Annotated in this window: 30 protein-coding genes; 11 read left to right on the forward strand and 19 right to left on the reverse strand. The window is 69.2% G+C overall.

The genetic code is table 11. The annotated features are described in order from the left end of the window. Positions 1-43: 43 nt before the first annotated feature. Positions 44-1,072, forward strand: a complete 1,029-nt coding sequence (locus ACWEOO_RS04965) for a MarR family winged helix-turn-helix transcriptional regulator (protein WP_452141842.1) — start codon at positions 44-46, stop codon at positions 1,070-1,072. 416 nt (positions 1,073-1,488) lie between these two features. Next, positions 1,489-1,725 (forward strand): hypothetical protein, encoded by a 237-nt coding sequence (locus tag ACWEOO_RS04970; RefSeq protein ID WP_452141843.1) that lies wholly within the window; start codon positions 1,489-1,491, stop codon positions 1,723-1,725. On the opposite strand, the gene ACWEOO_RS04975 is transcribed toward ACWEOO_RS04970, so the two are convergent. From ACWEOO_RS04975 to ACWEOO_RS05010, 8 genes are all read right to left on the reverse strand, one after another. Continuing rightward, the gene (locus ACWEOO_RS04975) at positions 1,719-2,171 is read right to left on the reverse strand and encodes a DinB family protein (RefSeq protein ID WP_452141844.1); all 453 of its coding nucleotides are present in this window, start codon (positions 2,169-2,171) and stop codon (positions 1,719-1,721) included. The two genes, ACWEOO_RS04970 and ACWEOO_RS04975, sit on opposite strands and share 7 nt — an antisense overlap. A gap of 47 nt (positions 2,172-2,218) precedes the next feature. Beyond that, positions 2,219-2,725, reverse strand: coding sequence for a hypothetical protein (locus ACWEOO_RS04980; protein WP_452141845.1), 507 nt, complete (start codon positions 2,723-2,725; stop codon positions 2,219-2,221). 427 nt (positions 2,726-3,152) lie between these two features. Further along, positions 3,153-4,430, reverse strand: a complete 1,278-nt coding sequence (locus ACWEOO_RS04985) for an amidohydrolase (RefSeq protein ID WP_452141846.1) — start codon at positions 4,428-4,430, stop codon at positions 3,153-3,155. 7 nt (positions 4,431-4,437) lie between these two features. Beyond that, positions 4,438-5,073 carry a trimeric intracellular cation channel family protein gene (locus tag ACWEOO_RS04990; protein ID WP_452141847.1) on the reverse strand — a complete coding sequence of 212 codons (636 nt, stop codon included), beginning with the start codon at positions 5,071-5,073 and terminating at the stop codon, positions 4,438-4,440. An 81-nt stretch (positions 5,074-5,154) separates the two neighbouring features. Then, a complete protein-coding gene (locus ACWEOO_RS04995) occupies positions 5,155-5,382 on the reverse strand; it encodes a hypothetical protein (protein ID WP_452141848.1) in 228 nt (75 codons plus the stop codon). A gap of 148 nt (positions 5,383-5,530) precedes the next feature. Beyond that, positions 5,531-6,229 (reverse strand): class I SAM-dependent methyltransferase, encoded by a 699-nt coding sequence (locus ACWEOO_RS05000; protein WP_452141849.1) that lies wholly within the window; start codon positions 6,227-6,229, stop codon positions 5,531-5,533. Positions 6,230-6,273: 44 nt separating this feature from the next. Further along, positions 6,274-7,032, reverse strand: coding sequence for a phosphotransferase (locus tag ACWEOO_RS05005; protein WP_452141850.1), 759 nt, complete (start codon positions 7,030-7,032; stop codon positions 6,274-6,276). Between the two features lie 62 nt (positions 7,033-7,094). Continuing rightward, entirely contained in the window at positions 7,095-7,670 is a 576-nt protein-coding gene (locus ACWEOO_RS05010; protein ID WP_452141851.1) for a TetR/AcrR family transcriptional regulator, read from the reverse strand. 130 nt (positions 7,671-7,800) lie between these two features. Here ACWEOO_RS05010 and ACWEOO_RS05015 point away from each other — a divergent pair, with 130 nt between their 5' ends. From ACWEOO_RS05015 to ACWEOO_RS05025, 3 genes are read left to right on the forward strand one after another with little or no spacing between them, the layout of a single operon-like run. Next, positions 7,801-8,361, forward strand: a complete 561-nt coding sequence (locus tag ACWEOO_RS05015) for a hypothetical protein (RefSeq protein WP_452141852.1) — start codon at positions 7,801-7,803, stop codon at positions 8,359-8,361. A 1-nt stretch (position 8,362) separates the two neighbouring features. Further along, positions 8,363-9,808 carry a dihydrolipoyl dehydrogenase family protein gene (locus ACWEOO_RS05020; RefSeq protein WP_452141853.1) on the forward strand — a complete coding sequence of 482 codons (1,446 nt, stop codon included), beginning with the start codon at positions 8,363-8,365 and terminating at the stop codon, positions 9,806-9,808. 20 nt (positions 9,809-9,828) lie between these two features. Further along, on the forward strand, positions 9,829-10,290 hold the full coding sequence (locus ACWEOO_RS05025; RefSeq protein WP_452141854.1) for a GNAT family N-acetyltransferase: 462 nt from the start codon (positions 9,829-9,831) through the stop codon (positions 10,288-10,290). Here the strand turns inward: ACWEOO_RS05025 and ACWEOO_RS05030 are convergent. Further along, positions 10,287-11,267 (reverse strand): GlxA family transcriptional regulator, encoded by a 981-nt coding sequence (locus tag ACWEOO_RS05030; RefSeq protein WP_363716050.1) that lies wholly within the window; start codon positions 11,265-11,267, stop codon positions 10,287-10,289. The two genes, ACWEOO_RS05025 and ACWEOO_RS05030, sit on opposite strands and share 4 nt — an antisense overlap. 71 nt (positions 11,268-11,338) lie before the next feature. Here ACWEOO_RS05030 and ACWEOO_RS05035 point away from each other — a divergent pair, with 71 nt between their 5' ends. Further along, positions 11,339-11,476: a hypothetical protein gene (locus ACWEOO_RS05035; RefSeq protein ID WP_452141855.1), complete on the forward strand. Its 138-nt coding sequence runs from the start codon at positions 11,339-11,341 to the stop codon at positions 11,474-11,476. A gap of 59 nt (positions 11,477-11,535) precedes the next feature. On the opposite strand, the gene ACWEOO_RS05040 is transcribed toward ACWEOO_RS05035, so the two are convergent. Further along, the gene (locus ACWEOO_RS05040; protein WP_452141856.1) at positions 11,536-12,321 is read right to left on the reverse strand and encodes a helix-turn-helix domain-containing protein; all 786 of its coding nucleotides are present in this window, start codon (positions 12,319-12,321) and stop codon (positions 11,536-11,538) included. 134 nt (positions 12,322-12,455) lie between these two features. Between ACWEOO_RS05040 and ACWEOO_RS05045 the strand changes: the two genes are divergently transcribed. After that, positions 12,456-12,881 (forward strand): Ohr family peroxiredoxin, encoded by a 426-nt coding sequence (locus tag ACWEOO_RS05045; RefSeq protein ID WP_452141857.1) that lies wholly within the window; start codon positions 12,456-12,458, stop codon positions 12,879-12,881. A gap of 4 nt (positions 12,882-12,885) precedes the next feature. Here the strand turns inward: ACWEOO_RS05045 and ACWEOO_RS05050 are convergent, their stop codons facing one another. The 9 genes from ACWEOO_RS05050 to ACWEOO_RS05090 all read right to left on the reverse strand — a co-directional run bounded on the left by ACWEOO_RS05050 (position 12,886) and on the right by ACWEOO_RS05090 (position 21,551). After that, positions 12,886-13,512, reverse strand: a complete 627-nt coding sequence (locus ACWEOO_RS05050) for an HAD family hydrolase (protein WP_452141858.1) — start codon at positions 13,510-13,512, stop codon at positions 12,886-12,888. A gap of 126 nt (positions 13,513-13,638) precedes the next feature. Next, positions 13,639-13,983 carry a VOC family protein gene (locus ACWEOO_RS05055; protein ID WP_452141859.1) on the reverse strand — a complete coding sequence of 115 codons (345 nt, stop codon included), beginning with the start codon at positions 13,981-13,983 and terminating at the stop codon, positions 13,639-13,641. Positions 13,984-14,074: 91 nt separating this feature from the next. Beyond that, positions 14,075-16,441 (reverse strand): ATP-binding cassette domain-containing protein, encoded by a 2,367-nt coding sequence (locus ACWEOO_RS05060; protein ID WP_452141860.1) that lies wholly within the window; start codon positions 16,439-16,441, stop codon positions 14,075-14,077. Between the two features lie 30 nt (positions 16,442-16,471). Beyond that, a complete protein-coding gene (locus ACWEOO_RS05065) occupies positions 16,472-16,882 on the reverse strand; it encodes a VOC family protein (RefSeq protein WP_452141861.1) in 411 nt (136 codons plus the stop codon). 9 nt (positions 16,883-16,891) lie between these two features. Next, entirely contained in the window at positions 16,892-17,335 is a 444-nt protein-coding gene (locus ACWEOO_RS05070; RefSeq protein ID WP_452141862.1) for a helix-turn-helix transcriptional regulator, read from the reverse strand. A gap of 71 nt (positions 17,336-17,406) precedes the next feature. After that, entirely contained in the window at positions 17,407-18,171 is a 765-nt protein-coding gene (locus ACWEOO_RS05075; RefSeq protein WP_452141863.1) for a hypothetical protein, read from the reverse strand. Between the two features lie 138 nt (positions 18,172-18,309). Further along, positions 18,310-18,549, reverse strand: a complete 240-nt coding sequence (locus tag ACWEOO_RS05080; protein WP_452142045.1) for a mycothiol transferase — start codon at positions 18,547-18,549, stop codon at positions 18,310-18,312. Positions 18,550-18,930: 381 nt separating this feature from the next. Beyond that, positions 18,931-20,502, reverse strand: coding sequence for a hypothetical protein (locus ACWEOO_RS05085; RefSeq protein WP_452141864.1), 1,572 nt, complete (start codon positions 20,500-20,502; stop codon positions 18,931-18,933). A 62-nt stretch (positions 20,503-20,564) separates the two neighbouring features. After that, positions 20,565-21,551, reverse strand: a complete 987-nt coding sequence (locus tag ACWEOO_RS05090; protein ID WP_452141865.1) for a saccharopine dehydrogenase NADP-binding domain-containing protein — start codon at positions 21,549-21,551, stop codon at positions 20,565-20,567. A 72-nt stretch (positions 21,552-21,623) separates the two neighbouring features. Here ACWEOO_RS05090 and ACWEOO_RS05095 point away from each other — a divergent pair, with 72 nt between their 5' ends. From ACWEOO_RS05095 to ACWEOO_RS05110, 4 genes are read left to right on the forward strand one after another with little or no spacing between them, the layout of a single operon-like run. After that, entirely contained in the window at positions 21,624-22,559 is a 936-nt protein-coding gene (locus ACWEOO_RS05095; RefSeq protein ID WP_452141866.1) for a helix-turn-helix domain-containing protein, read from the forward strand. A gap of 11 nt (positions 22,560-22,570) precedes the next feature. Further along, a complete protein-coding gene (locus tag ACWEOO_RS05100; protein WP_452141867.1) occupies positions 22,571-22,999 on the forward strand; it encodes a VOC family protein in 429 nt (142 codons plus the stop codon). Beyond that, positions 22,996-23,787: an alpha/beta fold hydrolase gene (locus ACWEOO_RS05105; protein WP_452141868.1), complete on the forward strand. Its 792-nt coding sequence runs from the start codon at positions 22,996-22,998 to the stop codon at positions 23,785-23,787. Before ACWEOO_RS05100 ends, ACWEOO_RS05105 begins: the two co-directional genes overlap by 4 nt. A gap of 5 nt (positions 23,788-23,792) precedes the next feature. Next, positions 23,793-24,665, forward strand: coding sequence for an AraC family transcriptional regulator N-terminal domain-containing protein (locus ACWEOO_RS05110; RefSeq protein WP_452141869.1), 873 nt, complete (start codon positions 23,793-23,795; stop codon positions 24,663-24,665). Positions 24,666-24,707 lie beyond the last annotated feature (42 nt).

A 24,707-nucleotide genomic window follows, 5' to 3' on the forward strand; every position in this document is an offset into this window, starting at 1 on the left:
GAGCTGGAGCCCGGCTGTCGGTGGCTGCTTCTAGCATCGCGGCATGAGCAACAACAGGGTGCTGGAGCCGGCTGTGTCTACCTTGCTGGCTCAGGCGTTGATGGCGTTCCGGATCGAGGTGGACAACGAGTTCGAGGCACAGTTGGCGCGGGCGGGGTTCCCAGGGTTCAAGCTGCCGGTCGTGTTCTGGTCGTTGCTGCGTCACGTCGACAACGTGGGTACGCCGGTCGTTGCGCTGCTCGAGCGGACGGGCTGGAGCGCGAAAGAGCTGTTTCCGATGATCGGCGGTGTGGAGCGGTGGGGGTACGTCGAGGTGCGGCTCGAGGCCGGCGGGCCGGTCCGGCGACCGTCGCGGGACGGGTACGGGAGCAGTCGGCGGCTGCGCGGTACGTCGGTGGTCATCCCGAAGGCTGTCTGTCGCCGCGCCATGGAATTCTGGCCGCCGATCATCGCGGCGACGGATGATCGGTGGACGCGACGCTTCGGACGGGTCGTGATGGGTGAGCTGCGGAGCTCGCTGGCGGCAATCACGGGCACGGCCGCGGAAGGGTCGATCGCTGATCCGCTTGCGGCTGCGCTGGAGGCCTTTGCATGCGAGGTTGAGGCGAGTTCGCCGGTGCCGATGGCGGTCGCCGCGAACTTCCTGCCTGTGCTCAGTGCCGACCCGATCCGAGTTCGGGAGTTGCCCGGGCGGACCGGGGTGACGGGCCGGCCGGTGGTGCCAGCGCTCGGGGCGCTGGAACGGGCGGGAATGATCGCTGTCAGTACGGCCGAGACGGGCCGCGGCAAGGTCGTCGCACTGACCCCGGCGGGGCTGCGGGAACGGGACGCCTACGCGGAGCGGGTGACGCAGGTTGAACGGAGCTGGCGTGCCCGGCATGGTGCGGCGGTGATCGAATCCCTGCGTGGCGCCCTCGAGGCGATGACGCCCCGGCTCGCCGACGGCCTGCAGCCGCCGCAGGGATGTTGGCGCGCAAGCCGCGAGTACACCGCGCAAACCCGAGCGATCCTCGACGACCCGCGCTCAGCTCTCCCCCGGCATCCCATCGGCCCCTGGCTCACAACGAGCTGACCAACGGCGCCCGCCCGGCTGTCGAAACATTGGCGACCGCTGGTGGACTGTCGCACGAGCCGGAGGCTCCAGGCAGGGCGATCTTCGACGACCCGCGCCCAGCCCTCCCCCGCCATCCCATCAGGCCCTGGTTCACAACCAGCTGACCACCTGGCCGCCCAAATGACGCCCGCCAGGTGTCGAAACATTGGCGACCGCTGGTGGACTGTCGCGCACAAGCCGAAGCTGGACAATCCGGACAGCCTCCTGGGGTTGCCTCCGTCGACACGGCCTGCTGATCGGCTTCACCTGCTGGGCCCACGACTGCCCATCCTTCGCGGCTACTGCTAGGACAGCGTCCTGGGTGTGGCATCCGCCGACTGGCTTTGGTGAGCGGCTTGGGCCGCTGGGGCCACGGCTGTCGGACCTTCGAGGCCATGCCCGAGACAGCCCGGACAGCGTCCTGGGTGTGGCCTCCGTCGACCTGCTCTGCTGATCGGCTGCGGTTGCCGACCTTTCCCGGCTATTGCCAGGCAGCGCCGCGGGCGTCATATGAATCGACCCGGGCCCGGGAGACCGAGACGCTGGCCGAGGTGACCGACGAGGTCGTCGGCGTACGACGGAACCACGCGACCGCTGGGCCGCGGCTGTTGAGCGGCCGATCGGGTCAGTAGCCTCGGGTGCCGTCTAGTTGTTCGCGCAGGATGTCCAGGTGGCCTAGGTGGCGGGCTGTTTCTTCGATCATGTGGGTGAGGATCCAGCGCAGCGATACCGGGGTGAACTGTGGTGGTGTGAAGTGCTGCATCGTGTCGAGAGTCAGTTGGGCGACGATGCGTCTCGACTGCGCGCACTCGGTGGCGTAGCCGCTCAACAGGTCGGTGATGGCGCGACCGCCGGTGGGCCAGCCTCCGTGCTGGTCGCGCTCGAAGGGCTCGTCGGCAAGTGTCGGAAAGCTTCCGGCGAACCAGTCGTGCTCGGTCTGCCGGAGATGCGAGACGACGCCGGCGACCGTCATGCGTGGGGACGTGTCCAGCAGGGCGCGGTCGGCGAGTTCAGTCGGCAGGCCGTCCACCTTTCGGTGCACGGTTGCTCGTTGCCAGTCGAGGAATCCGGTCAGCACCGCTCGCTCGTCGGCGGTGCCGTCAGGGAAGACGCGCTCCACGCGGGTCAGTTTGTCAGAGCCGCGACGATCGTTCCGAGGACTACTGCGATGACGGCGAAGCCCAGGGCGCAGAGCAGCGGGAAGGCGATCGGGTGGCGGCCGGCCCAGCTCACCGTGCCGGGTTGCTGGCGGGCCAGTTGCACCATGGTGATCGGCTTGTCCGATCCGCCGGTGGGCAGGCCGAGGTGGTTGACCAGCCGGTCCAGATCGGAGGGCGCGTAGAGGGCGCCGTTGATGGTCAGCAGGGCTTGCTGGCCGGCGTCGAGTACGACGATGGTCTGGGAGATGGCGCCGGGCTGGACCACCGTTGCCCGCAGCACCGATGCGGCGAGGGTGCGGTCGCGACGGCGGTGGAAGGTCAGGCCGCGGGCCGAAATCTCGGCCGGTGTGACGACGATGCGGGAGCGCGACAGGTAAATGGCCAGGGTGATGGCCAGCAGCAGCGCGAGGCTGACGCCGGTGATCAAGGCGGGCAGGCCTCCGGCCAGGACGCCGGCGATGACGAGGACCACAGCGATCACAACAGTGAACGTGAGGACCTGGCGTCGCGGACCCGCACCCGGCCGCAGTACGAGCACGTCGGTTTCATACACGGCTTGAACCCTACGGCAGCACAGGTCCCGACCACGCCCGGCGCGTCGACAACCAAGCGGCGGATAGGCGCACATCCGCGATGGTCTGCCAAGTTGCCCGCGGGCTTCTAGGCAACTCGATCCTTCAGCGTCAGCCGCTCCTGCATGATCGCCGTCGGCGATCTGCTGGATCAAGCGCCTTCATCGACCTGGCGATCTTCCGCAACAACGTGCCCGCCGATGAGGTTCGCGCAGCTGCCGGGCTGTACAAGATGGCCTCGTCTTTGGGGTCGGCGTTCGTGTAGTTCTCTCAGCGACAATCCACGCCGCAGGCACACACCTCCCGTCTGGCGTGGTGCGCAAGTTGTCAGCGGTGCTCGGGGGCTGAGGGGGTCAGGTCGTGGTTTAGCCATGCCATGGCGGCGACGACGAGGGCTTGGGTGCCGGTGTCGAGGGTGGGCTGGAGGATCGGGGCGAAGTTCGCGGAGTGGTTGACCGGGATGTCCTGTGCGACCCGGCCGGCCTGTTCGGCGGCGCGGTAGGTGTCGGGGTCGATGCCGCCGATTCCCCAATAGGTGTACGGCGTGCCGAATGCGGCCGGGATATCGCTGAAGTCCTCGCTCGCGCTCTGCTGGGGAAGATGGCCGGCGCGGTCACCGAAGAAGTCCGCGAACGCGGCGGCGACGCGGTCTGTGACGCCGGCGTCGTTGTCGGTCAGGGGGTAGCGGTCGAAGAGCTCGAACTCGGGATCCTGCGGCGAACCGGATGCCTTGCACTCGGCGCGGACGATCCGCTCGATCGCGCCGAGCACGGTCGTCCGGGTGTTCTCGTCGTACGTGCGGACGTTGAGTTGGAGGACCGCATGGTCGGGGATGACGTTGCTCTTCGTACCGGCCTGGATGCTGCCCACGGTGAGGACCGCGGTGTCACCTGGCGCGACCTCGCGGGCGACGACGGTCTGCAGCCGGACGACGATCATCGCCGCGAGGACGACCGGGTCGACGGCGGCCTGGGGCATGGAGCCGTGGGCGCCGCGGCCGTGCACGGTGATCTTCATACTGTCAGCGGCGGACAGTGTCGGCCCGGAGCGGGTCATGACGGCGCCGGCGGTGAACGGCAGCACATGCTGGGCCATCGCCACGTCGGCCGTGCCGATGAGTGCCGCCAGTCGGTCCTCGAGCATGCCTCGGGCTCCGTCGGCGGTTTCCTCAGCCGGCTGGAACACCGCGACGAGCGTGCCCGACCAGGTCTCGGGCGCCTGCGCCATCAGGGTCATGGCGCCGAGCAGGCAGGTGACGTGTACGTCGTGCCCGCACGCGTGCATCACCGCGGTGCCGTCTTCCGCGGTCTGTGTACTGGCGTAGGGCAAGCCGGTTTGCTCGCGGACCGGAAGGGCGTCCATGTCGGCGCGGAGCATCACGGTGGGCCCTTCGCCGTGGCGCAGGATGCCGACGACCCCGGTGCCGCCGACGCTCTCGTGCACCTCGCAGCCCGTCTCTCGCAAGCGCGCGGCCACGTTGGCCGCAGTCCGTCGCTCCTGGTGCGACAGCTCGGGATGAGCGTGCAGGTCGCGGTAGAAGTCCTCTAGCCAGGGCCGGACCGAGTCGAGGGCGTTCAGGACTGCGGTCGCGGTGTCACTGTCCATGCGTCCATCATGCTCCGCGCTTGGTGCCCGGCGGCACCGGTGCGTTGAGGTCGTAGCGGACGCCGAGCATGCGGATGACGAAGCACACGCCCGCGGCGACGAGCGCTGCGGGCAGGCCCGCTGCCCCCAATCGGTCCGCGGCGACGACGACGAGCGCGCCCAGAAGCGCCGGGATCGCGTAGAGGCCGCTGGTCAGGACCGATGGGATCTCACGGATGAGGACGTCTCGCAGCGTCCCGCCTCCCACCGCGGTGATCGTGCCGAGGATGACCGCCTGGCTGAAGCCGACCCCGAACTCGAGTCCTTTGAGCGCGCCGCTGACCGCGAACAGGCTCAGACCGGCAGCGTCGAGGATCAGGATCGGTTTGGCGACCCGGTCGAGGTGGCGGCCGAAGACGAACGCCACGAGGCCGCCGACAGCTGCCACCGTCAGGTACCGCCAGTCGCTGAAGGTGGCGGGCGGCAGCGCGTCGAGCAGGATGTCGCGGATGATGCCGCCGCCCAGCGCAGTGCACATGCCGAGCGTGACCACACCGACGATGTCCACGCGGACGACCCGGAGCGCGGTCAGGGCGCCGTTGAGGGCGAACGCGAACGTGCCGGTCAGGTCCACGATCAGAAAGGTCGACGACACAGAACTCACCAACCCTGTCTACCGGAGACCCGCGCGACGAACCAGCCTGGTGGAGGCGTGAGTGAGCACCTTGCCAAACGCGCCGCTCGGTTACTCCCAAAGGTCCGGTCCAGTGATCGCCTTGACGACGTCGAGGTAGCGGTGAACCGCGGCGGATGCTGTGGCGTGCCCTTCAACGCGCGAGAGTACGACGGCCAGCCCGGTGCCGACCCCGACGTCGAAGGGCGCGTTCAGCATCGACGCCATCGCCGCGGCCTTGTCCAGGTCGCCACGCGCGAGGTGTTTCGCCGCCAAAGGCAGCATGGCCAGGGCGAACACACCGAGATCCGGTGCAGGCCCTGGTGTACCTCGGAGTCAGCCAGACTCCCTCGGCCCGCAGGCGCGGCACGGTCTCCGCCAGCCACCGGGCTCGCCCGCGAGCCAGCGCCGCCAGCACGCTCCGTGCCTCGTCCGGCGTCACGCGACGTCAGCAGGCTTCGAGGACGAAGAAGACGAAGCAGATGAAGCGTGCGGGGTGGTTCTGGTGCGGCGGGCGGAGTTCGGGCGGTGTGTCCGGGGAGATCGGCGGTTCGCTGATGACGGAGATGCGGAAGCCGGACGCGGTGAAGGCGTCGTTCATTGCCTGGAGTGGGCGGTGCCAGTTTCTGTAGGTGACCGTGCGGCCGGCGTGCTCGGCGTCGTACGAGAACTCGGCGATGTCGAAGTAGTTGGCATCGGGGTTCAACGCCGTGTACACGATCGGGTGGTTCACCGACAGGATGAGGCGCCCACCAGGTTTCAGCACCCGGCGGAGCTCGGCCAGCGGCCCGGTCCAGTCCTCCAGGTAGTGCAGCACGAGCGACGCCATGGCGTCGTCGAATTGCGCATCGGCGTACGGAAGCGGCTTCGCCAGATCGCCGACCGTCAGGTCAGCGTCCTCCCCCAGCCTCTCACGGGCCAGCTCGAGCATTTCTGCGCTCAGGTCGAAGCCGGCCATGATCGCGCCCCGATCGCGAAGCGCCGCGGCCAGCGGTCCTGAACCGCAGCCGACGTCGAGGATCCGACGGCCGGCGACGTCACCGGCAAGGTTCAGCATGGCCGGCCGCTCGTAGTGGCCGTTGAGCAGATTGAGTTCGTTGTCCGCGGAGTACGCCGCAGCAAACTCGTCGAAGTCGGTCTTCGGCACCTGGCGCTCCTTCGTGCACAGCTGGACGAACACCTGATCCAACATCAACCGCCGGGCGCTGTCGAGGAAGGCGTCAGCAAGGCCCTGTTGTCCGCCACCCATCGCAGCTCGGCCGCTTCTTCGTCGATCATCCCGTCGGCAACCCAGCTGCGTTGGGGCTCGCTGCCTTGTGCAGCCAGGGACAGTACGAGGTCGATCGTTGCCTGACCACGCCTGACGATGGCGTCGACCACGTCGAACGGCTGCGTCGGGCCGTACGCCGCCAGGAATCGACGAATACGTTCGCGACGATCCGGGACGGCCGGGAAGTGATGCCATCCCAGGCAGTGCTCGTCGGCTCGCGTCGGCGCGAACCAGAACAGGGCGTACGCGATGTCGTCGACGGGGTCGCCAGGATGCAGGTAATCCCAGTCGAAGACTCCCCTGGCCTGTCCATCCCTCCACACGAAGTTCCACGGGCCGGGGTCGCCGTGACAGAAGACTTGGCCGGGCCGTGGCGGTGCGGCGAGCACCGGGTGTCCGAAGACCGCGTCGGCCGGCGGCACCCAGGTACGCGACGCGTCGTGAACCCGGCGCAGCAGCCGCGCCGCCGATTCGAGTCCCTCGACGTTGTGCTGGTGGTGCCACGCGTCACCGCCCGCGTCCCCTTCGAGCAGGCGCAGCGTTTCCGTCGTACCGTCGTTCGACAACGGCTCGGGAACCGCGTCCTCCAGCCCCTGGGCGCGCAGGTGCTCGAGGAACGCGTGCACGGTCGCCGTCTGCGCGGACGCGGGACGAGTCACGATCCCGCCAGCAATCCTCACAGGCCGAAGCTCCGCATTCGTGTCGGCTGCCCGAGCGCGCGCGGAGGTCCCGTCCCCTTGAGTCATGCCGGCGACGGGTGTTCGCGGCTGCGGTAGGTCAGGAGGCCTTCCACGCCGCGGAGGAAGGTGTCGCAGACGGGTTTGGGGTCGGTCAGACAGCCGGCGGCCATGGCGCCGTCGCGGAGCATGACGAAGTGGCGGGCAGCGGGTTCCGCGTCGATCTTTCCGAGGTCGGTGAACAGCTCGGTCATCGTGTCCAGGAACCACTGCCGGTGACTCAGCACGGCCTGGTGGACTCCGAACTCGGGGTCGGGATACTCCGCGGCGGCGTTCAGGAACGCGCACCCGCGGAAGCCGTCGCGCTGGATGTCCTCGGCGATGAACCGGCTGACGGCCCGGATGACGTCCTCGGGGCCGGAACTCTCGGCCCGTGCGGTCTCGACCCGTTCACGGATCGCCGCGTCGGCCTGGGTCAGATACGCGACGATCAGGTCGTCTTTGCTCGGGAAATGCCGGTACAACGTCGCCCGTGTCACCTTCGCCTCGGCGACGACCCGGTCGATCCCCACGGCGTGGATGCCGTCGGCATAGAACAGCTCGCCGGCCGTGCCGAGCAGCCGCGCCCGCGCTTCTGACATCCGCTCCCCTTCGATCTCTCGCAGTGCTGCCAAGATTAGCAGACAGAACGATCGGTCTTGACAATACCGTGCGTCATCGGACAACCTCTAGTAGACCGATCGTTCTATCTACCCATACTGCGAGGATTCCGTGTCCACCTCCTATGCCATCAAGCCCGACGCCGGCCTCAAGGCGCTCCGCACGCTGTACTTCGTCCGCTTCGGCTTCGCCGTCGTCTGGGCGGTCCTGATGATGGGGATCGGCAAGACGATCAACCCGGGAACTGTCGTTCTCCTGCTGGTCTATCCCCTGTTCGACGTCGCCGCGGCCGTGGTCGACTTCCGTACGTCGGGTGCCACCCGCCCGAAGGCGCCGCTCTACGCCAACATGGCCCTGAGCCTGCTTACCGCCGTCGGGCTGGGCATCGCGTCCGCGTCCGGCATTCCCGCCGTACTGCGGGTGTGGGGCGCGTGGGCGATCACCGCGGGCGCCGTGCAGCTGATCGTCGCGATCCTGCGGTACCGGCTCGGCGGTCAGTGGGCGATGATCCTGAGCGGCGGCATCTCGGTGCTCGCCGGCGGCAGTTTCGTCGTGATGGCCGGCGGGCCGAAAGCCTCCCTCACCTCCGTCGCGGGCTATGCGATCCTGGGCGGCGTGTTCTTCCTGATCTCCGCGATCCGCCTGCACCGCCTCACCTCGAAGGCGAACTGACATGACGGACAGCACTGTGGACGTGGTCGTCATCGGCGCCGGACCCGTCGGCGAGAACGTGGCCGACCGCGTCGTGCAGGGCGGCCTCACCGCCGCGATCGTGGAGCACGAACTCGTCGGCGGCGAATGCTCGTACTGGGCCTGCATGCCGACCAAGGCCCTCCTCCGCGACGCCGCCGCACTGCGAGCCGCTCGCGCACTCCCGGCCGCAGGCCAGACGGTCAAGGGTGACCTCGACCCGGCCCTCGTGCTGGCCAGGCGCGACCGGTTCACGTCGAACTGGAGCGACGCCGGCCAGGTCGAGTGGCTGAACCAGGCAGGCATCACGCTGGTCCGCGGCCACGGACGTGTCACCGGGCGTCGTACCGTCGCCGTTACCCACTCAGACGGTACGACGACAACGCTGCACGCGAACCAGGCGGTTGTGATCGCCACTGGAAGCAGCGCGTTCCTGCCGCCGATTCAGGGATTGGCGGACGTCAAGCCGTGGACGAGCCGCGACGCGGCCGCCGTACGGTCGGTCCCGGAGCGGTTGGCGATCGTTGGCGGGGGCGTCGTGGCCTCCGAGATGGCGACCGCGTTCATCGCGCTCGGCGCCCAGGTGACGCTCGTGTCGCAAAGCCGGCTCCTGCCGGGTGTCGAGCGGTTCGCCGGTGAGCAGGTGGCCGCCGCTCTGCGCTCGGCCGGAGCGACACTGCACCTGGAGGTCGACGCCACCGAGGTACGCCGGGACGCCGCGGGAGCAGTGCACCTCACGCTCTCCGACGGCACGTCCGTCGAAGCTGACGAGGTTCTCGTCGCCACCGGGCGGACGCCCAACACGAAGGATGTCGGCCTGGACAGCATCAGGCTCACGCCAGGCGACTGGTTGCAGGTCGACGACGCGCTCGCCGTCCTGGATGACACCGGCGAGCCTGTCGGCGACGGCTGGCTGTACGCCGCGGGCGACGTCAACCAGCGGGTCCTGCTGACCCATCACGGCAAATACCAGGCTCGCGCGCTCGGCGACGCGATCGCCGCACGTGCCCGCGGCGATCAGCTGGGCCTGGGCAAGTGGGGACGCCACGCGGTCACCGCCGACGTGGATGCCGCGACCCAGGTGATCTTCACCGATCCCGAGGTCGCCGCCGTCGGGCTCTCTGCGGAGGCCGCGGCGGCCGCCGGCCGGAAGACCCGGGTCGTCGACTACGACCTCGGCGCGGTCTCCGGGGCCGCACTGCACGCCGACGACTATCGCGGACAGGCGCGGATGGTCGTCGACGACGACCGCAACGTCCTGATCGGCTTCACCGCGGTCGGGCCCGATGTCGCCGAGCTTCTGCACGCCGCCACCATCGCGATCGTCGGCGAGGTGCCGCTGGACCGGCTCTGGCACGCGGTGCCGGCGTACCCGACGATCAGCGAGATCTGGCTGCGCCTGCTGGAAACCGATGGGCGCGATCGCTAGCTCGTGAAAAGCTCGGCGTTGTGCGGATCAGTGAAGCGAAGGCGGACGACGTACCGGGGCTCGCGCGGTTGTTGTGGCTGAACGGCTGTGACGAGGAGCCGGAGCAGCAGGCAGTCGATGCGTTCGCGGCCGAGCTCGGGCAGTGGTGGGACGCGCGCGACGGCTCGCATGTCGCGTACGTCGCCCGCGAGGACGCGGCCGGGATTGTCGGTATGGCATGGGTCGCGCTGATCCCTCGCGTACCGCGTCCTGGGATGTTGAGCCGGATGTCGGCGGACATCCAGAGCGTCTTCGTGCTGCCCGAGCAGCGCGGCCGCGGGATCGGGTCGGCGCTGGTGCAAGCCGCCGCCGACCACGCCGTACGGCTCGGGTCTCTGCACGTGACGGTTCACTCGGGGAGCAAGGCTGTGCCGGTGTACGAGCGGTTGGGGTTCGAGTCGTCGCGTCAGCTCCTGCAGCGGTACCCGGACAGCCGCGTTTAGCGGGCCCGGAAGCTGCGTCGGTACGCCATAGGTGAAGTCCTGATGTGCTTGGCGAAGTGCTGGCGCATCGCGACCGAAGTGCCGAATCCGCAGTGCCGGGAGATCTCCTCGACGGACAGGTCGGTGGTCTCCAGCAACTCCTGCGCGTGATGTACGCGCTGCCGCAGCAGCCATTGCAGCGGCGTCGTGCCGGTCTGTTCCCGGAATTTGCGGTTGACGGTGCGCGGGCTGGTCCCCACGTACGCCGCGATGTCCGCCAACGTGACCGGTTCGCCCAGTCGTTGCCGTAGCCACCGCATCGCCGGCTCCAGGGAACCGTGGTCGTCGCCGGGCTCGGGGTGTGCGACGTACGGCGCCTGGCCGCCGTCGCGCTGCAGCGGCACGACCATGTGCCGGGCGACGTCGGCGGCGACCGCGGAGCCGAAGTCCTGCCGGATCATGTGCAGGCACATGTCGATCCCGCTCGCCGCCCCGGCCGAGGTGAGGACGTCGCCGTGGTCGATGAACAGCACGTCGGTGTCGACCTGCACCTGCGGGTACCGCTCGGCGAGGTCGCGCGCACGTGACCAGTGCGTCGCGATCCGGCGTCCGTCCAGCAAGCCGGATTCGGCCATCACCCGTGCACCCCCCGCGCTGATGGAGGCGATCCTGACGCCGCGCCGATGCGCCTCACGCAGCAGACCGAGCATCTGGGCCGACGACGCACGCCCCGACGTGGCGCCGATGACCACGATGGTGTCCGAGTCGAGCGCATCGGCGAGCGTGTACGGCGGCGTGCACCCGAACATCTCGACGCCGCCGACGCCGGCCACCACCACCTGGCGGGCCTCGCCGCACACCCGTAGGTCGTAGAGCCGCGGCCCGAACAGCTCGCCCGGCTTCTTCTCCAGCGAATGCGCCGTACTGAACACCTGGAGCGGCATCGACAGGTCGAAACTGTGGATCCCGTCGACGACGAGGACTGCGATCCGGTGCATGGCGATAATCTATCGGACGACGGCATTCTTGCCACTGTCGTCACGCGGTGATCGCTTCGACGATGGAGCACATGGTTCTCGCGCTTCTCCTGTCAGCCGGCTCCGTCGTCGTTCTCCTCGCGATGGGTCTGATCACCGGCCAACTCCTCGGCGACGACGCCGAAAGCTGGGCGCGGCGCGTCCTGCGGGAGAGGAAGTCACGTCGATGAGCCGGGTCGCCGTCATCGGGACAGGCACCCCAACAACAGCAACGCGGCGGGAGCCGTGCTCAGCCGGCGAGTTGCTGGAGGCGGGTGGCGCTGTCCGGGTTCGCGGGGAGGAAGGTTTCGATGGCCAGGCTGGCGGCGGTGACTTCCAAGGGGGCGCCGATGGTGGCGATGAGGGTGAAGAGGCGGACCGGGCCCAGGCGGGTGTTGAGGTCGAGGGTGACCATGGGTTGCTGGGCGGGTGCCGTCGGGAGCTTGTCCGGCAGGTAGCTCTCGACCTCGTCGAGGAGGTTGGCGAGGGCTTCGTCGGCGGTGTCCCGGCTCTTGCGCTTGAGTTGGTGGATCAGGCCGAGGCTGCACGCGGCGGTCATCGACGAGATGCTGGGGAGGCCACCGGGGTGCACGGACAGGCGGAGCATGTTCATCGGGGGTTTCAGGAGTTCGGGGTCGACGCCTTCCCAGAGCAACGCCGCGGCGTCGTTCGCGTCGACGAGGTTCCAGAGGCCGTCGACGATCAGTGCCGGGTTGGGCATGTGCGCGTCGATCAGTTCGCGCAACGGTTCGCGGAGCGGGAGCATCGCGGCGGAGTCGTACGGCTGGTCCAGGTAGCGCGGTGCGTACCCGCCCGCGAGCAGCAGCCGGTTCTGTTCGGCCAGCGGCAGGTCGAGATGGTTCGCGAGGTGGACCAGCAGCTGCCGGCTCGGTTGCGCACGGCCGGTCTCGACGAAGCTCAGATGTTTGGTCGACACCTCGGCGTCGACCGCCAGGTCCAGCTGGCTCATCCGCCGGTGCGTCCGCCAGAAGCGCAACAGCTCCCCGACAGTCTGTGGCTCCTCCAGCACAGTCACGAGCTCAGCGTACGGCGGCCGCGCGCCGCGCAGCCATTACCCGCGAGGTAACTGCACCAAGGAGGTAATTGAGCCGCTCCCCCGCTGCCGTGGATCGTTGCCGGTGTTCGCACAACGACCTGGAGGCCACCACCATGAACCCCACCACCGTGAACCCCACGTACACCGCCGTCGCCACCGCGTCCGGTCGTGACTCCCGCGCCGTCACCGCCGACGGGCAGCTGGACATCCAGCTCGCCATGCCGAAGGAGATGGGCGGCACCGGCGACGGGCTCAACCCCGAGCAGCTGTTCGCCGCCGGGTGGGCGGCCTGCTTCTCGACCGTGCTGGACATCCTGGCCAAGCGTCAGAACCTCGACGCCAAGGACGTCGCGGTGACCGCCGAGGTCAGCCTCGTCCCCGCCGGCGGGAGGCTCGACCTGGCGGCCGTCCTGCGGGTCGAACTGCCCGACCACCTGCGCGGCGAGGTCGGCGACAAGTTGCTCGAGGCAACCCACGCCACCTGCCCGTACTCCCGCGCCACCCACGGCAACATCTCCGTGGACGTCATCGCCGAGTGAGCTTTCAACCGGTGAGCCGGGCATCCACGCCGTGAGTGGCGAACAGCTCGTGCAGAGCCGCGTGCCCCTGGGTGAAGTCCCACTGTTCGGCGCGCAGACCGGCGGCCCGGGCGCCGGTGATGTTGCGGGGCATGTCGTCGATGAACAGGATCGCGCCGGCGTCCGCCCCGATCCGTTCCGCGGCCAGCGTGAAGAACGCCGGGTCGGGCTTGGCGACGCCGAGGTCGTACGAGTAGCAGCTGACGTCGAACAGGTCGTCGTACCCGAGCGCCGCCCGCATGTGCGCGCCGCGGTAGTTCTCCTGGTTGGTGCCGAGGTGTACGCCGTACCCCTTGCGCTTCAGGGCCCGCACGATGTCGAGGGACTCCTCGATCAGCACGATGTTCTTCCACACCGCGTCGTACACCTCGGTCACCGGCGTGCGCACGCCGTACTTCAGCAGTGACGCCTCGAGCACCGGCAGGTAGTCGCCGCGCCCGGCGAGCATCGGCAGCTCGTCGGACCAGGTCTCGTGCAGGAAGTCCCGCGCCCGGTCGCCGAGGTACGGCTCCATGGCCGCGTACCACCCGCCGGGCAGGTCCTGCAGGACGCCGTCGGCGTCGAACAACACGTGCCGGATGCGCTCATTCATGCAAGACAGGATGCCGGACCGGCTCGTCGGCGCCGACAGATTTCTCGTCCTCCGGTACGTCGCCGGCTGCTTCCTGCCGGACGCCGAACAGAGCCGCGCGGACCTCCCGCGGGACGTTGCACATGGTCAGGACGGGTCTTGCAGGATGCCGAGGACGTTGCCGTCGGGGTCGGTGAGGGTGGCGACGAGGCGGCCCTGACCGACGTCCTTCGGGGCGTCCTTGAGCGTACCGCCGGCGGCGGTGATCTCCTTGATCTTGGCCTCGATGTCGGTCACGTGCCAGTACGCGATCGGCGAGGTCATGTCGCTGTTCGGGACCAGGCCGATCTGCTGCCCTTCGGCCTCGTACCCGACGTAGTACGGCGAGTCCGCCATCGGCTCGACACCGAGCAGGGCGGTGTACACCGGCTTGGCCTTCTCGAGGTCGGTGACGGGGTGCAGGATCGTGTTGACGCCTAGCGTGGTGGTCATTTCGTCGCTCCAGAATCGTGGGCCGCGGCCCCTGACGTTTACTGACTCCAACGCTATTTCGCACCCGCTCCCGGTGCTTCTCGATTCCTGATCAGTTCGGCCCGACGTACTCCGCGAGGTGCTTGCCGGTCAGCGTCTTCGGCTTCTTGATCAGGTCCCCCGGGGTGCCCTCGAACACGACCTTGCCGCCGTCGTGGCCGGCACCCGGGCCGAGGTCGATGATCCAGTCGGCGTGCGCCATCACGGCCTGGTGGTGCTCGATGACGATCACCGACTTGCCGGCGTCGACCAGCCGGTCCAGCAGGCCGAGGAGCTGCTCCACGTCGGCCAGGTGCAGACCGGTGGTCGGCTCGTCGAGGACGTAGATACCGCCCTTCTCCCCCATGTGCGTGGCCAGCTTCAACCGCTGCCGCTCGCCGCCGGACAGCGTCGTGAGCGGCTGCCCGAGCGACAGGTATCCGAGGCCGACGTCGTTCAGCCGCTCGAGGATCTTCTCCGCGGCCGGTACCCGCGCCTCGCCCTCGGCGAAGTACGTCAGCGCCTCCGACACCGGCATCGCGAGCACCTCGGCGATGTTCTTCCCGCCGAACGTGTACTCCAGCACGGCCGCCTGGAACCGCCGGCCCTCGCACTCCTCGCACGGCGCCTCGACGGTCGCCATCACGCCGAGCTCGGTGTAGATCACACCCGCGCCCTTGCACGCCGGGCAGGCGCCCTCGGAGTTCGCGCTGAACAGCGCCGGCTTCACCCCGTTCGCCTTGGCGAACGCCTTCCGGATCGGGTCCAGCAGACCTGTGTACGTCGCCGGGTTGCTCCGCCGCGACCCGCGGATCGCGCCCTGGTCGATCGCGATGACGCCGTCGCGGTCGGCGATCGACCCGTGGATCAGCGAACTCTTCCCGGACCCGGCGACGCCGGTGACGACCACCAGGACCCCGAGCGGTACGTCGACATCCACGTCCTGCAGGTTGTTGGTCGAGGCCCCGCGGATCTCCAGCGCGTCCGAGGACGACCGCACCGACGGCTTCACCGAGGCCTTGTCGTCCAGGTGCCGCCCGGTCAGGGTCCCGCTGGTCCGCAGCTTGGCGAGCGTGCCCTCGAACACCACCTCGCCGCCTCCCGAACCCGCGCCGGGACCGAGGTCGATCACATGGTCGGCGATCGCGATCGTCTCCGGCTTGTGCTCCACGACGAGCACCGTGTTGCCCTTGTTGCGCAGCTGCAGCAGCAGCTCGTTCATCCGCTGGATGTCGTGCGGGTGCAGACCGATCGTCGGCTCGTCGAACACGTACGTGACGTCGGTCAGCGACGACCCGAGGTGGCGGATCATCTTCGTCCGCTGCGCCTCACCGCCGGACAGCGTGCCGGCCGGGCGCTCCAGGGACAGGTACCCGAGGCCGATGTCGACGAACGAGTCGAGGGTGTCGCCGAGCGCCTTCAGCAGCGGCGCGACCGACGGCTCCTTCAGCGCCCGGATCCAGGCGGCCAGGTCGGTGATCTGCATCGCGCAGAGGTCCGCGATGTTCTTGCCGCTGATCTTCGACGCCCGCGCCTCGGCGCCGAGCCGCGTCCCGTCGCAGTCCGGGCAGATCGTGAACGTCACGGCCCGCTCGACGAACGCGCGGATGTGCGGCTGCATCGCGTCCACGTCCTTGGACAGGAACGAGCGCTGGATCGCCGGGATGATCCCGTTGTAGGTGAGATTGATGCCCTCGACCTTGATCTTGGTCGGCTCCCGGTACAGCAGGTCGTGCAGTTCCTTCTTGGTGTACTTCTTGATCGGCTTGTCCGGGTTGAAGAAGCCGGAGCCGCGGAAGATCCGCCCGTACCAGCCGTCCATGCTGTAGCCGGGGATCGTCAGCGCGCCCTCGTTCAGCGACTTGTCCTCGTCGTACAGCGCGGTCAGGTCGAAGTCGGTGACCGAGCCCATGCCCTCGCAGCGCGGGCACATGCCGCCGGCGTACACCTGCTCGCGGACGACCTTCTTCTCGCCGGCGCCCTTGTCGGCCGTCATCGAGCCGGTCGCGGTGCGCTTCGGGACGTTGAACGAGTACGCCGTCGGCGGGCCGGCGTGCGGTTTCGCGATCCGGCTGAACAGGATCCGGAGCATCGCGTTCGCGTCGGTCGCCGTGCCGACCGTGGAGCGCGGGTTGGCGCCCATCCGCTCCTGGTCGACGATGATCGCGGTGGTCAGGCCGTCGAGGACGTCGACCTCGGGGCGGGCCAGGTTCGGCATGAAGCCCTGGACGAACGCGCTGTAGGTCTCGTTGATCAGCCGCTGCGACTCGGCCGCGATGGTGCCGAACACCAGCGAGCTCTTGCCGGAGCCGGACACCCCGGTGAACGCCGTCAGCCGGCGCTTCGGGATCTCGACGCTGACGTCCTTCAGGTTGTTCACCCGAGCGCCGGTCACCCGGATCAAGTCGTGGCTGTCGGCAACATGCTCCTCGCGGGCCATGCGTTCGTCCTCCCCAGAGAGTCGTTTGTGTCAGGATGCCTGGTTGATCCGGATGTGGTTGCCGGCCGGGTCGCGGAACGCGCAGTCGCGGATGCCGTACGGCTGGTCGACGGGCTCCTGGATGACCTCGGCGTCGGTGGCCTGCAGGCGCTCGAACAGGCCGTCCAGGTCGTCGGTCTGCAGCACCAGGGTCGCGTAGGTGCCCTTCGCCATCATCTCGCTGATCGTGCGCCGCTCGTCGTCGGTGACGCCGGGGTCGGCGGCCGGCGGGTAGAGCACGATGCCGGTGTCCGGCTGACCGGCCGGGCCGACGGTGATCCAGCGCATGCCCTCGTACCCGACGTCGGTGCGGACCTCGAAGCCGAGGACGTCGCGGTAGAACTTCACCGACTCCTCGGGGTCGGTGTGCGGCAGGAAGCTGGCGTGAATCTTGATCTCCATGACCGTACGCTACGTGCCGGTCGTGGGAGTTGCTTCTCGATTCCTGATCGGTCGCGTGACCTGTTTCGCGACGCACGACGGGATCCCGAGCGTCGTGTCGCCGGCGTGCTCCTTGTAGACGCTCGGCGGCATCCCGACCAGCTCGGTGAACCGGGTGCTGAACGTGCCCAGCGACTGGCAGCCGACCGCGAAACAGACGTCGGTGACGCTCATCCCGCCGCGGCGCAGCAGCATCATCGCCCGCTCGATCCGCCGGGTCATCAGATACCCGTACGGCGACTCTCCGTAAGCGCGCTTGAACTCGCGGCTCAGGTGTCCCGACGACATGTGCGCGCCGCGCGCGAGCGCCTCGACGTCCAGCGGCTGCGCGTACTCCCGGTCGATCCGGTCCTTCACGCGCCGCAGCCGCGCCAGGTCCTGCAGGCGCTGCTCCTCCGTCGTACCGCTACCCACCGTAGGAATCCTGCCATGTCAGTCAGTGGAAGTCACTCCACCCGGCCGGCACGGCAGGTCCGATCCGCTCGTCAGCCCCGCGGGCCGACGCCGCTGGTCTTGACCTGGCCCGAACTCGTGCCAGTTCCCGCTGCCGCACCATCGGTGCGCTCGGCCGGTGCCGTCGCCCTCGGTGCCGGCTGCGCGTCCAGGGTGTGCCGGACGCTGCGAGCCAACTCCGGGTCCGCCTCCGTGGCGAGGCTCGCATTCATCGCCTTCACGCCGGCGTCCGCGGTGGCGTACCCGAGGCGGTAGGCGAAGTTCTGCTCCTGGTCGCCCACCGCGGGCGCACCTTCGTACCGTCCCTCGAGCAGGCGCTGGCTCATCGCGTTCCGTACCTCGGCGACCTTGTCCGGATCCGGGTGGTGCCACCGCTCGCCGTTCGGACCCGGATCGGCGGAGGTGACGATGCTCCGGGCGGCGTTCTCAAGCGTCCGGTCAACATCGCCGCGGGCCATCTGCGCGCGCACGTTCGGCAACCAGTCGGTGTTGTCGATGTGGAAGCCGATGTTGTCGTCCCGGTTGTATTCCTCGGCGAGCCGCTGGGCGAACCCCTCGCTCAGGTCGCCGAGCGGACCCTTCGGGAGGTCGGCCCAGCGCCCGTTGCTGCTCGCCCGCCAGCGCATCGCCGCGGCTGCGCTCGCGTTCATCACGGCGTCCGACCACGGCACGTCGCGGCCGTCCTGCTCGAAGGCCCGAAGCTGCATGGTCGCACCGGTGGCGTCCAGCGCCCGGCGCCACCAGGCGTCGTCGGAGGGGTTGTGGTAGTTGCCTGGTTCGACGTGCGATTGGGACATCGGCGCCCTTCAGCTGGTTCCGGATCGGCGACGACAAGATGTCACGCCGGCGGGGTCAGCCGCCGGTGCTGCCGTCGAGCTGCGCGATGATCTCGTCGGAGGCGGCGCAGGCGGCCTTGTACTCGGCGCGCAAGGCCTTCAACGAGGTGCTGTGATCCACCTCCATCGAACGCTTGCCCGGGTCGCCTTGCCGCCGGCGCCCACCTCCTTGAACCAGAGCGACTCCACGAAGGTCAGGTGCTGGATCAGGCCTGCGATGTTCGTCCCGGAGCCGACGGCGCTGCGCCGGGCGTCCGCCTCACTGAGGCCGGACGACTTCTTCAGTACGCCGGCCCGGAGGCCGTCGAGGGTCGCTGTGAGTTGCTCGAGTTCGGTCATGCGCACGGTCCGATGGTCGCCGCGAGGCCGTGGTGGTCCGACTTGGGTATGGGGTACCAGTCGTTGTCGTCGGAGCACCAGCCTGGTCTGACGAAGAGTGGTCGATGCGGACCAGGAGCGGAGACCATTTGCCGACCTGCGACGGGCGGCCCCCCGTCCCGCCCCGTTTGACGCTTGTATCTCGCCGGTTAACCGCTGACTTTGTCCCTTCCCCGCTCGTATCCGAGAGGCGAACAGGCAATCTGAAGTGTGAACCACCAAACCCGCAAGCGGCCTGAACCGCGGGGCACCGGAGGCTCCAGATCCCGACGGCGTGACGGGTTGGGGAGGATGTCCTGCTCGATCCGGCACACGATCCTCCCCAGGTCCGTTTAGTCGTGGTCATCGGGCTCCCCAGTTCAGGTAGGCGACGTTGGCCAGTAGCCAGCCGAAGCCGATGGCCTGCCGGCCGTCGCGTTCCGGCGTTGGCTGGTAGCGGTTGTACAGGGCGAGGCAGTGGGCGTGGATCCGGGGATCCCACGGGGCGGCCTGCATCCAGCGCGGGGCCTGGTGCGCGACCGAAGCTGCGCCGGTCGCGCCGCCGGCGACGGTCGTGTGTACGGCGGGGAGCCCGTCCGCGTCGGTGGTCGCGACGTTCTGGGTGAAGGTTCGCGCGATCCGCTCCATGTCCTGCCCGGTGAACGCGAACCGGGCCCGGAACGCCCGGACGGCGAACTCGACGTCGATCGCGCCGTGGCTGATGTCCTCGAACTGGCGCGCCGGCCCACCCGACGGAGTGAAGATCGAGACGTCGGTCGCCGGGTCACCGGTCTTCGTGAACCCCTCGTAGATCCGTCCGCCCATCGGCCAGTAATGCCACTGGTACGCGTCACCGGCATCGACCGCGAGCTGCGCCGCCAGCATCCGCCCCATCGCCGCGACCTTCTGCCGGTAGCTGCTGTCGCCGGTCGCGAGCGCGAGCTCGACGAGTGTCTGCCCGAGGCCTACCGACTGGTTGATCGGCTGCTCGCACCCGTCGTACGCGAGCGGCTGGCCCTTCGGCCAGATCAGATGCCCGCCGTCCCGGTACTCCCAGTCGTGGACGGCGACCGCCTCGCGGCACGCGGTCAGGTACTCGGCCGCCTTCCGCCCGTACCGGCGGCGCAGGACGGGTGAGCCGGCGACGATCCGGACGAAGCTCGCGATCGGGTACGTGATCATCCCGGTGTGGACGGCGAAGATCACCGGCCGGCAGCGCATCTCGTACGTCCCGAGCCGCGGTACGTCGCCGGCCCGCGGCGCCTCCCGCCGATCGGCAGCCGTGAGCTGGAACGGTCCGGGCGCGGCCGCGTAGATCCGGCTGACGGCGTAGTCGGGGCTGGCCGGGTCGAGCGAGAGGTCGGTCAGCGTGACTGTGCGGTTGACGAAGGTGTTGACGAGCCGAACGGTGAACGTGTCCGGCCGGGTCCCGGCGGTGACGGTGACCGTGGTGTCCTCGGCGTACGACAACGCCTCGCGGAGATCGAGCAGCGGCTGCCCGTTGCCGTCGGCAAAGGTTGCGTATCCGGTGGTGTACGGGTGGTCGGCCCGCCACGCCGGGAGCGACAGCCCGCGATAGTCCGTGACGCCGCGCGCGCTGTCGCGGACCGCGAGGACCTGGTCGACGTTGTCGATGAGCCGGTCGAGGTAGTACGTGTCGCGGTACTTCTCGTACATACGGACCAGGCCGAGCAGGACGTACGACTGGCTCCAGGCGAGCATGCCGGATCGGCCGTCGCGGTTGGTGTTGTCGTTCGGCTGGTCCGGCTGACCGGGACCGCCCTCCTGGAAGAGGCGATCCCAGTCGTCGAACGTCTTCCGGGCCGTGTAGTCGATCCCGTCGGCGTACGCCGACGTCGTTCCGATCGTGCCGGCCACGGCCCCGGCCGCGGTGAGTTGGAGGAGCGTACGACGGGACGGGCGGAGGTCGGGCATGGCGGGTCTCCAGCTGTGAGGCGGTCCAGCAGGCGACCACCATTCTCCCGCAGGAAACCGATTTACGGCAGGTCGAGCGTGAGCGGTAAATCCTTGAGGAAGTCGACGGCGTCGAACATCGCACCGGCCGACGCCACGCCGGTCGTCCGCGTCTCGCCGGCCAGGATCCGGCGGACCGCGCCCACGGCCAGCGGCGCCGAGATCGCGTAGATGTCCTGACCGGTCGCCGTCGCGCGCCGCTCCTCGCCGCCGATCTTCACGCGGACGTCCACCACGAACGTCTGGTCGGACCGGCCCTGCTCGTCGACGGCTGTCGGCGCCGGGGTCTCGGTGTCCGCCAGGTCACCGGCGGCCTCGAGCGTCATGTACGTGCGGACCTCGGGGACGGCGACGTGGGTCGGGATCGTGATGACGTCGGCCATCGTGAACTCGGCGATCACGCGGCGCCGGCCGAGCGGACCGGGGAACGTCCAGTCCTGCTGGACCACCTCGTCCTGGTGGTACTGCAGGCTGCCTCCGGAGAAGCGCACCCGGCGACCGTCCCGCCGGTCGTGCGAGACCTGCCCGGCGGCGCGGGTCCCGGGCGTCGGGTGCCAACTGCTCAGCCCGTACGCGACGTGCACCTCGTCGGCGGTCGTCAGCTCTCCGAGTGCTGCCGTCGTCAGCAGGTCGCCGAGTCCGCCGTAGAACGCCATCGCCGGCACGACCGGGATGTCGCTGCGCCGGGCGAAGGTCGAGACGTTCGCCTCGAGTTCGGCCGCCACGTCGACGTACGGGATCCGGGCGCGAACGGCGGCGTCGATGATCGGGTCGGCGGTGGTGGCGAACGGGCCCGCGCAGTTGATGACAGCTGCCGCGCTCTTCAGGGCCTGGTCGAGGGCGTGCGGGTCGTCGACGGCGGCCGGGCGGATGTCGAGGTCGCCCCACTGCGCCGCGAGTGCGGCCTGGTTGCGGCCCGAGACAGCGACGGGAAGGTTCTGCCGGACGAGTTCCTCGACGACGAAGCGGCCGGTGTGACCGGTGGCGCCGTACACCACGATTGCGTTCATGGGGACGAGTCTGGCCGGTCCGGGCCGGATGGCGTGAGAGTCCGGAACGACACCATCCGTACACTTTCGGACATGCACACTGTCGCGCTGGCCACGGCCGGGCACCTGCTCCACTTCGAGCTCGGGATCGCGTACGAGATCTTCGGCAATCCGCCCGTCGGCGCCGACGAGTGGTACGACGTCCGGCTGTGCGGGCCGCGGCCGGTCCAGGTCGGGCCGTTCATGGTCGAGCCGACCGAGCCGCTCGACGCGATCGCGCGGGCCGACACGGTCCTGGTGCCGGCGCTCGCGGACGTCGACGAGCCGATGTCCGGCGAGCTCGTGGACGCGGTACGCACGGCGTACGACGCGGGTGCGCGGATCGCGTCGCTGTGCACCGGCGCGTTCGTGCTCGGTGCGGCCGGCATTCTCGACGGGCGGCGGGCGACCACGCACTGGGCGCACACGGACGTGCTGAGCGCGCGGTATCCGGAGGTCGTGGTGGATCCGGACGTGCTCTACACGGACAACGGGAAGGTGCTGACCGCGGCGGGCAAGGCCGCGGCAGTCGACCTGTGCCTGCACCTCGTCCAGCTCGATCACGGCGCGACGATCGCGAACACGGTCGCCCGGCGTCTCGTCGTACCACCGCACCGCGCGGGCGGACAGGCCCAGTTCGTGGCGACGCCGGTGCAGGTCAGCGGCGACCACTCGCTCGCGCAGTTGCTGGCTTGGGTGCAGGAGCGGCTGGACCAGCCGTTGACCGTGACGGACCTCGCCAAGCGCGCCAACACCAGCCCGCGCCACCTGGGCCGCCAGTTCCGTGCCGTCACCGGCCAGACCCCGCTCCAATGGCTGCTCACCCAACGGGTCCGCCGCGCCCAGCAACTCCTCGAGTCGACCGACGACCCGATCGAGAAGGTCGCCGCCGCCACCGGCCTCGGCACTGCAACCACCCTGCGCCGGCACTTCCAGCGCGTCGTCGGCGTACCCCCGAACACATACCGGCGCTCGTTCCGCAGCGCGTAGGCTCGGTCGGCATGAGCCTCGAGGAGCTGTATCCGCGCCGCATGCACACGGCTCTCGATACGACCGACGCGCGCGGGCTTGCTGAGTTCTACCGGGTTCTGCTCGGCCTGCAGTACCGGACCGGCGACGAGCCGCCGGTCGACGGTACGCCGGATGACGCCGACTGGCTCGTGCTGTTGGACGACGACGGCAACCGGCAGCTCGCGATCCAGCAGGTCGACGCGCTGCCGCCGTCCACCTGGCCGTCGTCCGAGGTGCCGATGCAGTTGCACATCGACTACGCAGTACCGTCGGCTCCGGAGCTCGAGCGGCATCGGCAACGAGCCGAGGAGCTCGGTGCCACGGTTCTGCACGACCGGTCCGACGACGAGGGCGAACCGCTGTACGTCCTCGCCGATCCGGCGGGGCATCCGTTCTGTCTACTGGTGGGAGAACCGTGAGCAAGCAGACTGGGTACGCCGACGTGAACGGCCTGCGCATGTACTACGAAGTGCACGGCGAAGGTGGTACGCCGTTGCTGTTGCTGCACGGCGGCCTGTTCAACATCGACCTGCAGTTCGGGGAACTGATCGACGGGCTGTCGGCCCGGCGGCAGGTGATCGCGACCGACTTCCAGGGGCACGGGTACACCAACGACATCGACCGCCCGCTGGGTACGGCGGAACTGGCGTCCGACGTGGTAGGGCTGCTGGCACGTCTCGACGTACCGAGGGTCGACCTGTTCGGGTTCAGCGTCGGCGGCGCGGTCGCCCTGTACCTCGCGATCGAGTATCCCGAGCTGGTGCGCAAGGCCGTCATCTCGTCGGTCTCCTTCAACCCGTCGGGCGAGCGCGAGGAGAACGCGGCCGCGGTCGACTCGATGAAGGTCGAGATGATCGCCGGTACGCCGATGGAGGCCGACTACCTGGCGAAGTCGCCGCACCCCGATCACGACCACCTGCAGACGCTGCTCGACAAGCTCGGCGCGTACGACCGCGGCACCTCCGGCTGGTCCGACGACGACATCCGCGGCATCGAGGCCCCGACGTTGCTCACCTTCGGCGATGCCGATGCGGTGAAGCTCGAGCATGTCGTCCGTTTCCACCAGCTCCGCGGCGGCGACGTCAACGGGGACTTCGTCGGCGTCCCCGCCTCCCAGCTCGCGATCTTCCCCGGCACCACCCACTTCACCGGCCTCGCCCGCACGCCGCTCGTCCTCGACGCGGTCACCACGTTCCTCGATGCGTGACGGCCATGCCGAGTTTGGCGGAGCTGCGTGAGCTGATCGTCCGGGCATCTGGGCGTGAACAAGTTGTCGAAGGGCTGCTGGTGTCGGTGGTGACGGCAACCACCCCGCCGGCGGCGAGTCTGGCGACGCCGACTTTCGCGCTGGTGGCGCAGGGACGGAAGCGGTTGGCGCTCGGCGAGCAGGTCTTCGAGTACGGCGCCGGTGACTACCTCGTGGTCTCCGTCGACCTGCCGGTGACCGGGCACTTCGTCGAGGCGTCGCCGGACGCGCCGTGCCTCGGGGTCGGGCTCGAGCTTCGTCCCGAGGCGATCGCGGCGCTTCTGCTCGACCAGGCGGACAGACCTGGGCCGGTCCGCGGTCTGACCGTGAGCCGCGCATCGGCCGAAATGATCGACGCGATGATTCGTCTCCTCCGCCTGGTCGACGAGCCGGACGACGCGCCCGTCCTCGCACCGCTCGTACAACGCGAGATCCTGTGGCGCCTGCTCCGCAGCCCGCAGGGAGCCGCCGTCCGCGACATCGGCCTGGCCGACAGCGGCCTGTCGCACGTCGCGCGCGTCATCCGGTGGATCCGCGACCACTACACCGAGCCGTTCCGCGTCGAGGACCTCGCGGCAATGGCCGGTCTGAGTACGTCGGCCTTCCACCGGCACTTCCGGACCGTGACCGAGCTGACCCCGATCCAGTTCCAGAAGAAGATCCGGCTGCAGGAGGCCCGGCTGCGCGTGGTCGGGCTCGGCGAGGACGTGACCAGCGCCGGGTACGCCGTCGGATACGACAGCCCGTCCCAGTTCAGCCGCGAGTACCGGCGGGAGTTCGGGATGCCGCCGAGTCGCGATCGAGCAGGATCAGGCAAGTCGCCGCGAGCATTGGTCTAACACCTCCCCTTGCGTGACGCGTGTACTGGTCAGGTACCTGAT

Source organism: Kribbella sp. NPDC004138 (genome assembly GCF_053603655.1).

What these genes read in the sequence shown, in the direction of transcription:
- ACWEOO_RS04965 (WP_452141842.1), top strand. Translation starts at nt 44, where the DNA reads ATGAGCAACAACAGGGTGCTGGAGCCGGCTGTGTCTACCTTGCTGGCT.
- ACWEOO_RS04970 (WP_452141843.1), top strand. Translation starts at nt 1,489, where the DNA reads ATGCCCGAGACAGCCCGGACAGCGTCCTGGGTGTGGCCTCCGTCGACC.
- ACWEOO_RS04985 (WP_452141846.1), bottom strand. Translation starts at nt 4,430, where the DNA reads ATGGACAGTGACACCGCGACCGCAGTCCTGAACGCCCTCGACTCGGTC.
- ACWEOO_RS05010 (WP_452141851.1), bottom strand. Translation starts at nt 7,670, where the DNA reads ATGTCAGAAGCGCGGGCGCGGCTGCTCGGCACGGCCGGCGAGCTGTTC.
- ACWEOO_RS05020 (WP_452141853.1), top strand. Translation starts at nt 8,363, where the DNA reads ATGACGGACAGCACTGTGGACGTGGTCGTCATCGGCGCCGGACCCGTC.
- ACWEOO_RS05030 (WP_363716050.1), bottom strand. Translation starts at nt 11,267, where the DNA reads ATGCACCGGATCGCAGTCCTCGTCGTCGACGGGATCCACAGTTTCGAC.
- ACWEOO_RS05035 (WP_452141855.1), top strand. Translation starts at nt 11,339, where the DNA reads ATGGTTCTCGCGCTTCTCCTGTCAGCCGGCTCCGTCGTCGTTCTCCTC.
- ACWEOO_RS05045 (WP_452141857.1), top strand. Translation starts at nt 12,456, where the DNA reads ATGAACCCCACCACCGTGAACCCCACGTACACCGCCGTCGCCACCGCG.
- ACWEOO_RS05050 (WP_452141858.1), bottom strand. Translation starts at nt 13,512, where the DNA reads ATGAATGAGCGCATCCGGCACGTGTTGTTCGACGCCGACGGCGTCCTG.
- ACWEOO_RS05055 (WP_452141859.1), bottom strand. Translation starts at nt 13,983, where the DNA reads ATGACCACCACGCTAGGCGTCAACACGATCCTGCACCCCGTCACCGAC.
- ACWEOO_RS05060 (WP_452141860.1), bottom strand. Translation starts at nt 16,441, where the DNA reads ATGGCCCGCGAGGAGCATGTTGCCGACAGCCACGACTTGATCCGGGTG.
- ACWEOO_RS05065 (WP_452141861.1), bottom strand. Translation starts at nt 16,882, where the DNA reads ATGGAGATCAAGATTCACGCCAGCTTCCTGCCGCACACCGACCCCGAG.
- ACWEOO_RS05075 (WP_452141863.1), bottom strand. Translation starts at nt 18,171, where the DNA reads ATGTCCCAATCGCACGTCGAACCAGGCAACTACCACAACCCCTCCGAC.
- ACWEOO_RS05080 (WP_452142045.1), bottom strand. Translation starts at nt 18,549, where the DNA reads ATGACCGAACTCGAGCAACTCACAGCGACCCTCGACGGCCTCCGGGCC.
- ACWEOO_RS05085 (WP_452141864.1), bottom strand. Translation starts at nt 20,502, where the DNA reads ATGCCCGACCTCCGCCCGTCCCGTCGTACGCTCCTCCAACTCACCGCG.
- ACWEOO_RS05090 (WP_452141865.1), bottom strand. Translation starts at nt 21,551, where the DNA reads ATGAACGCAATCGTGGTGTACGGCGCCACCGGTCACACCGGCCGCTTC.
- ACWEOO_RS05095 (WP_452141866.1), top strand. Translation starts at nt 21,624, where the DNA reads ATGCACACTGTCGCGCTGGCCACGGCCGGGCACCTGCTCCACTTCGAG.
- ACWEOO_RS05100 (WP_452141867.1), top strand. Translation starts at nt 22,571, where the DNA reads ATGAGCCTCGAGGAGCTGTATCCGCGCCGCATGCACACGGCTCTCGAT.
- ACWEOO_RS05110 (WP_452141869.1), top strand. Translation starts at nt 23,793, where the DNA reads ATGCCGAGTTTGGCGGAGCTGCGTGAGCTGATCGTCCGGGCATCTGGG.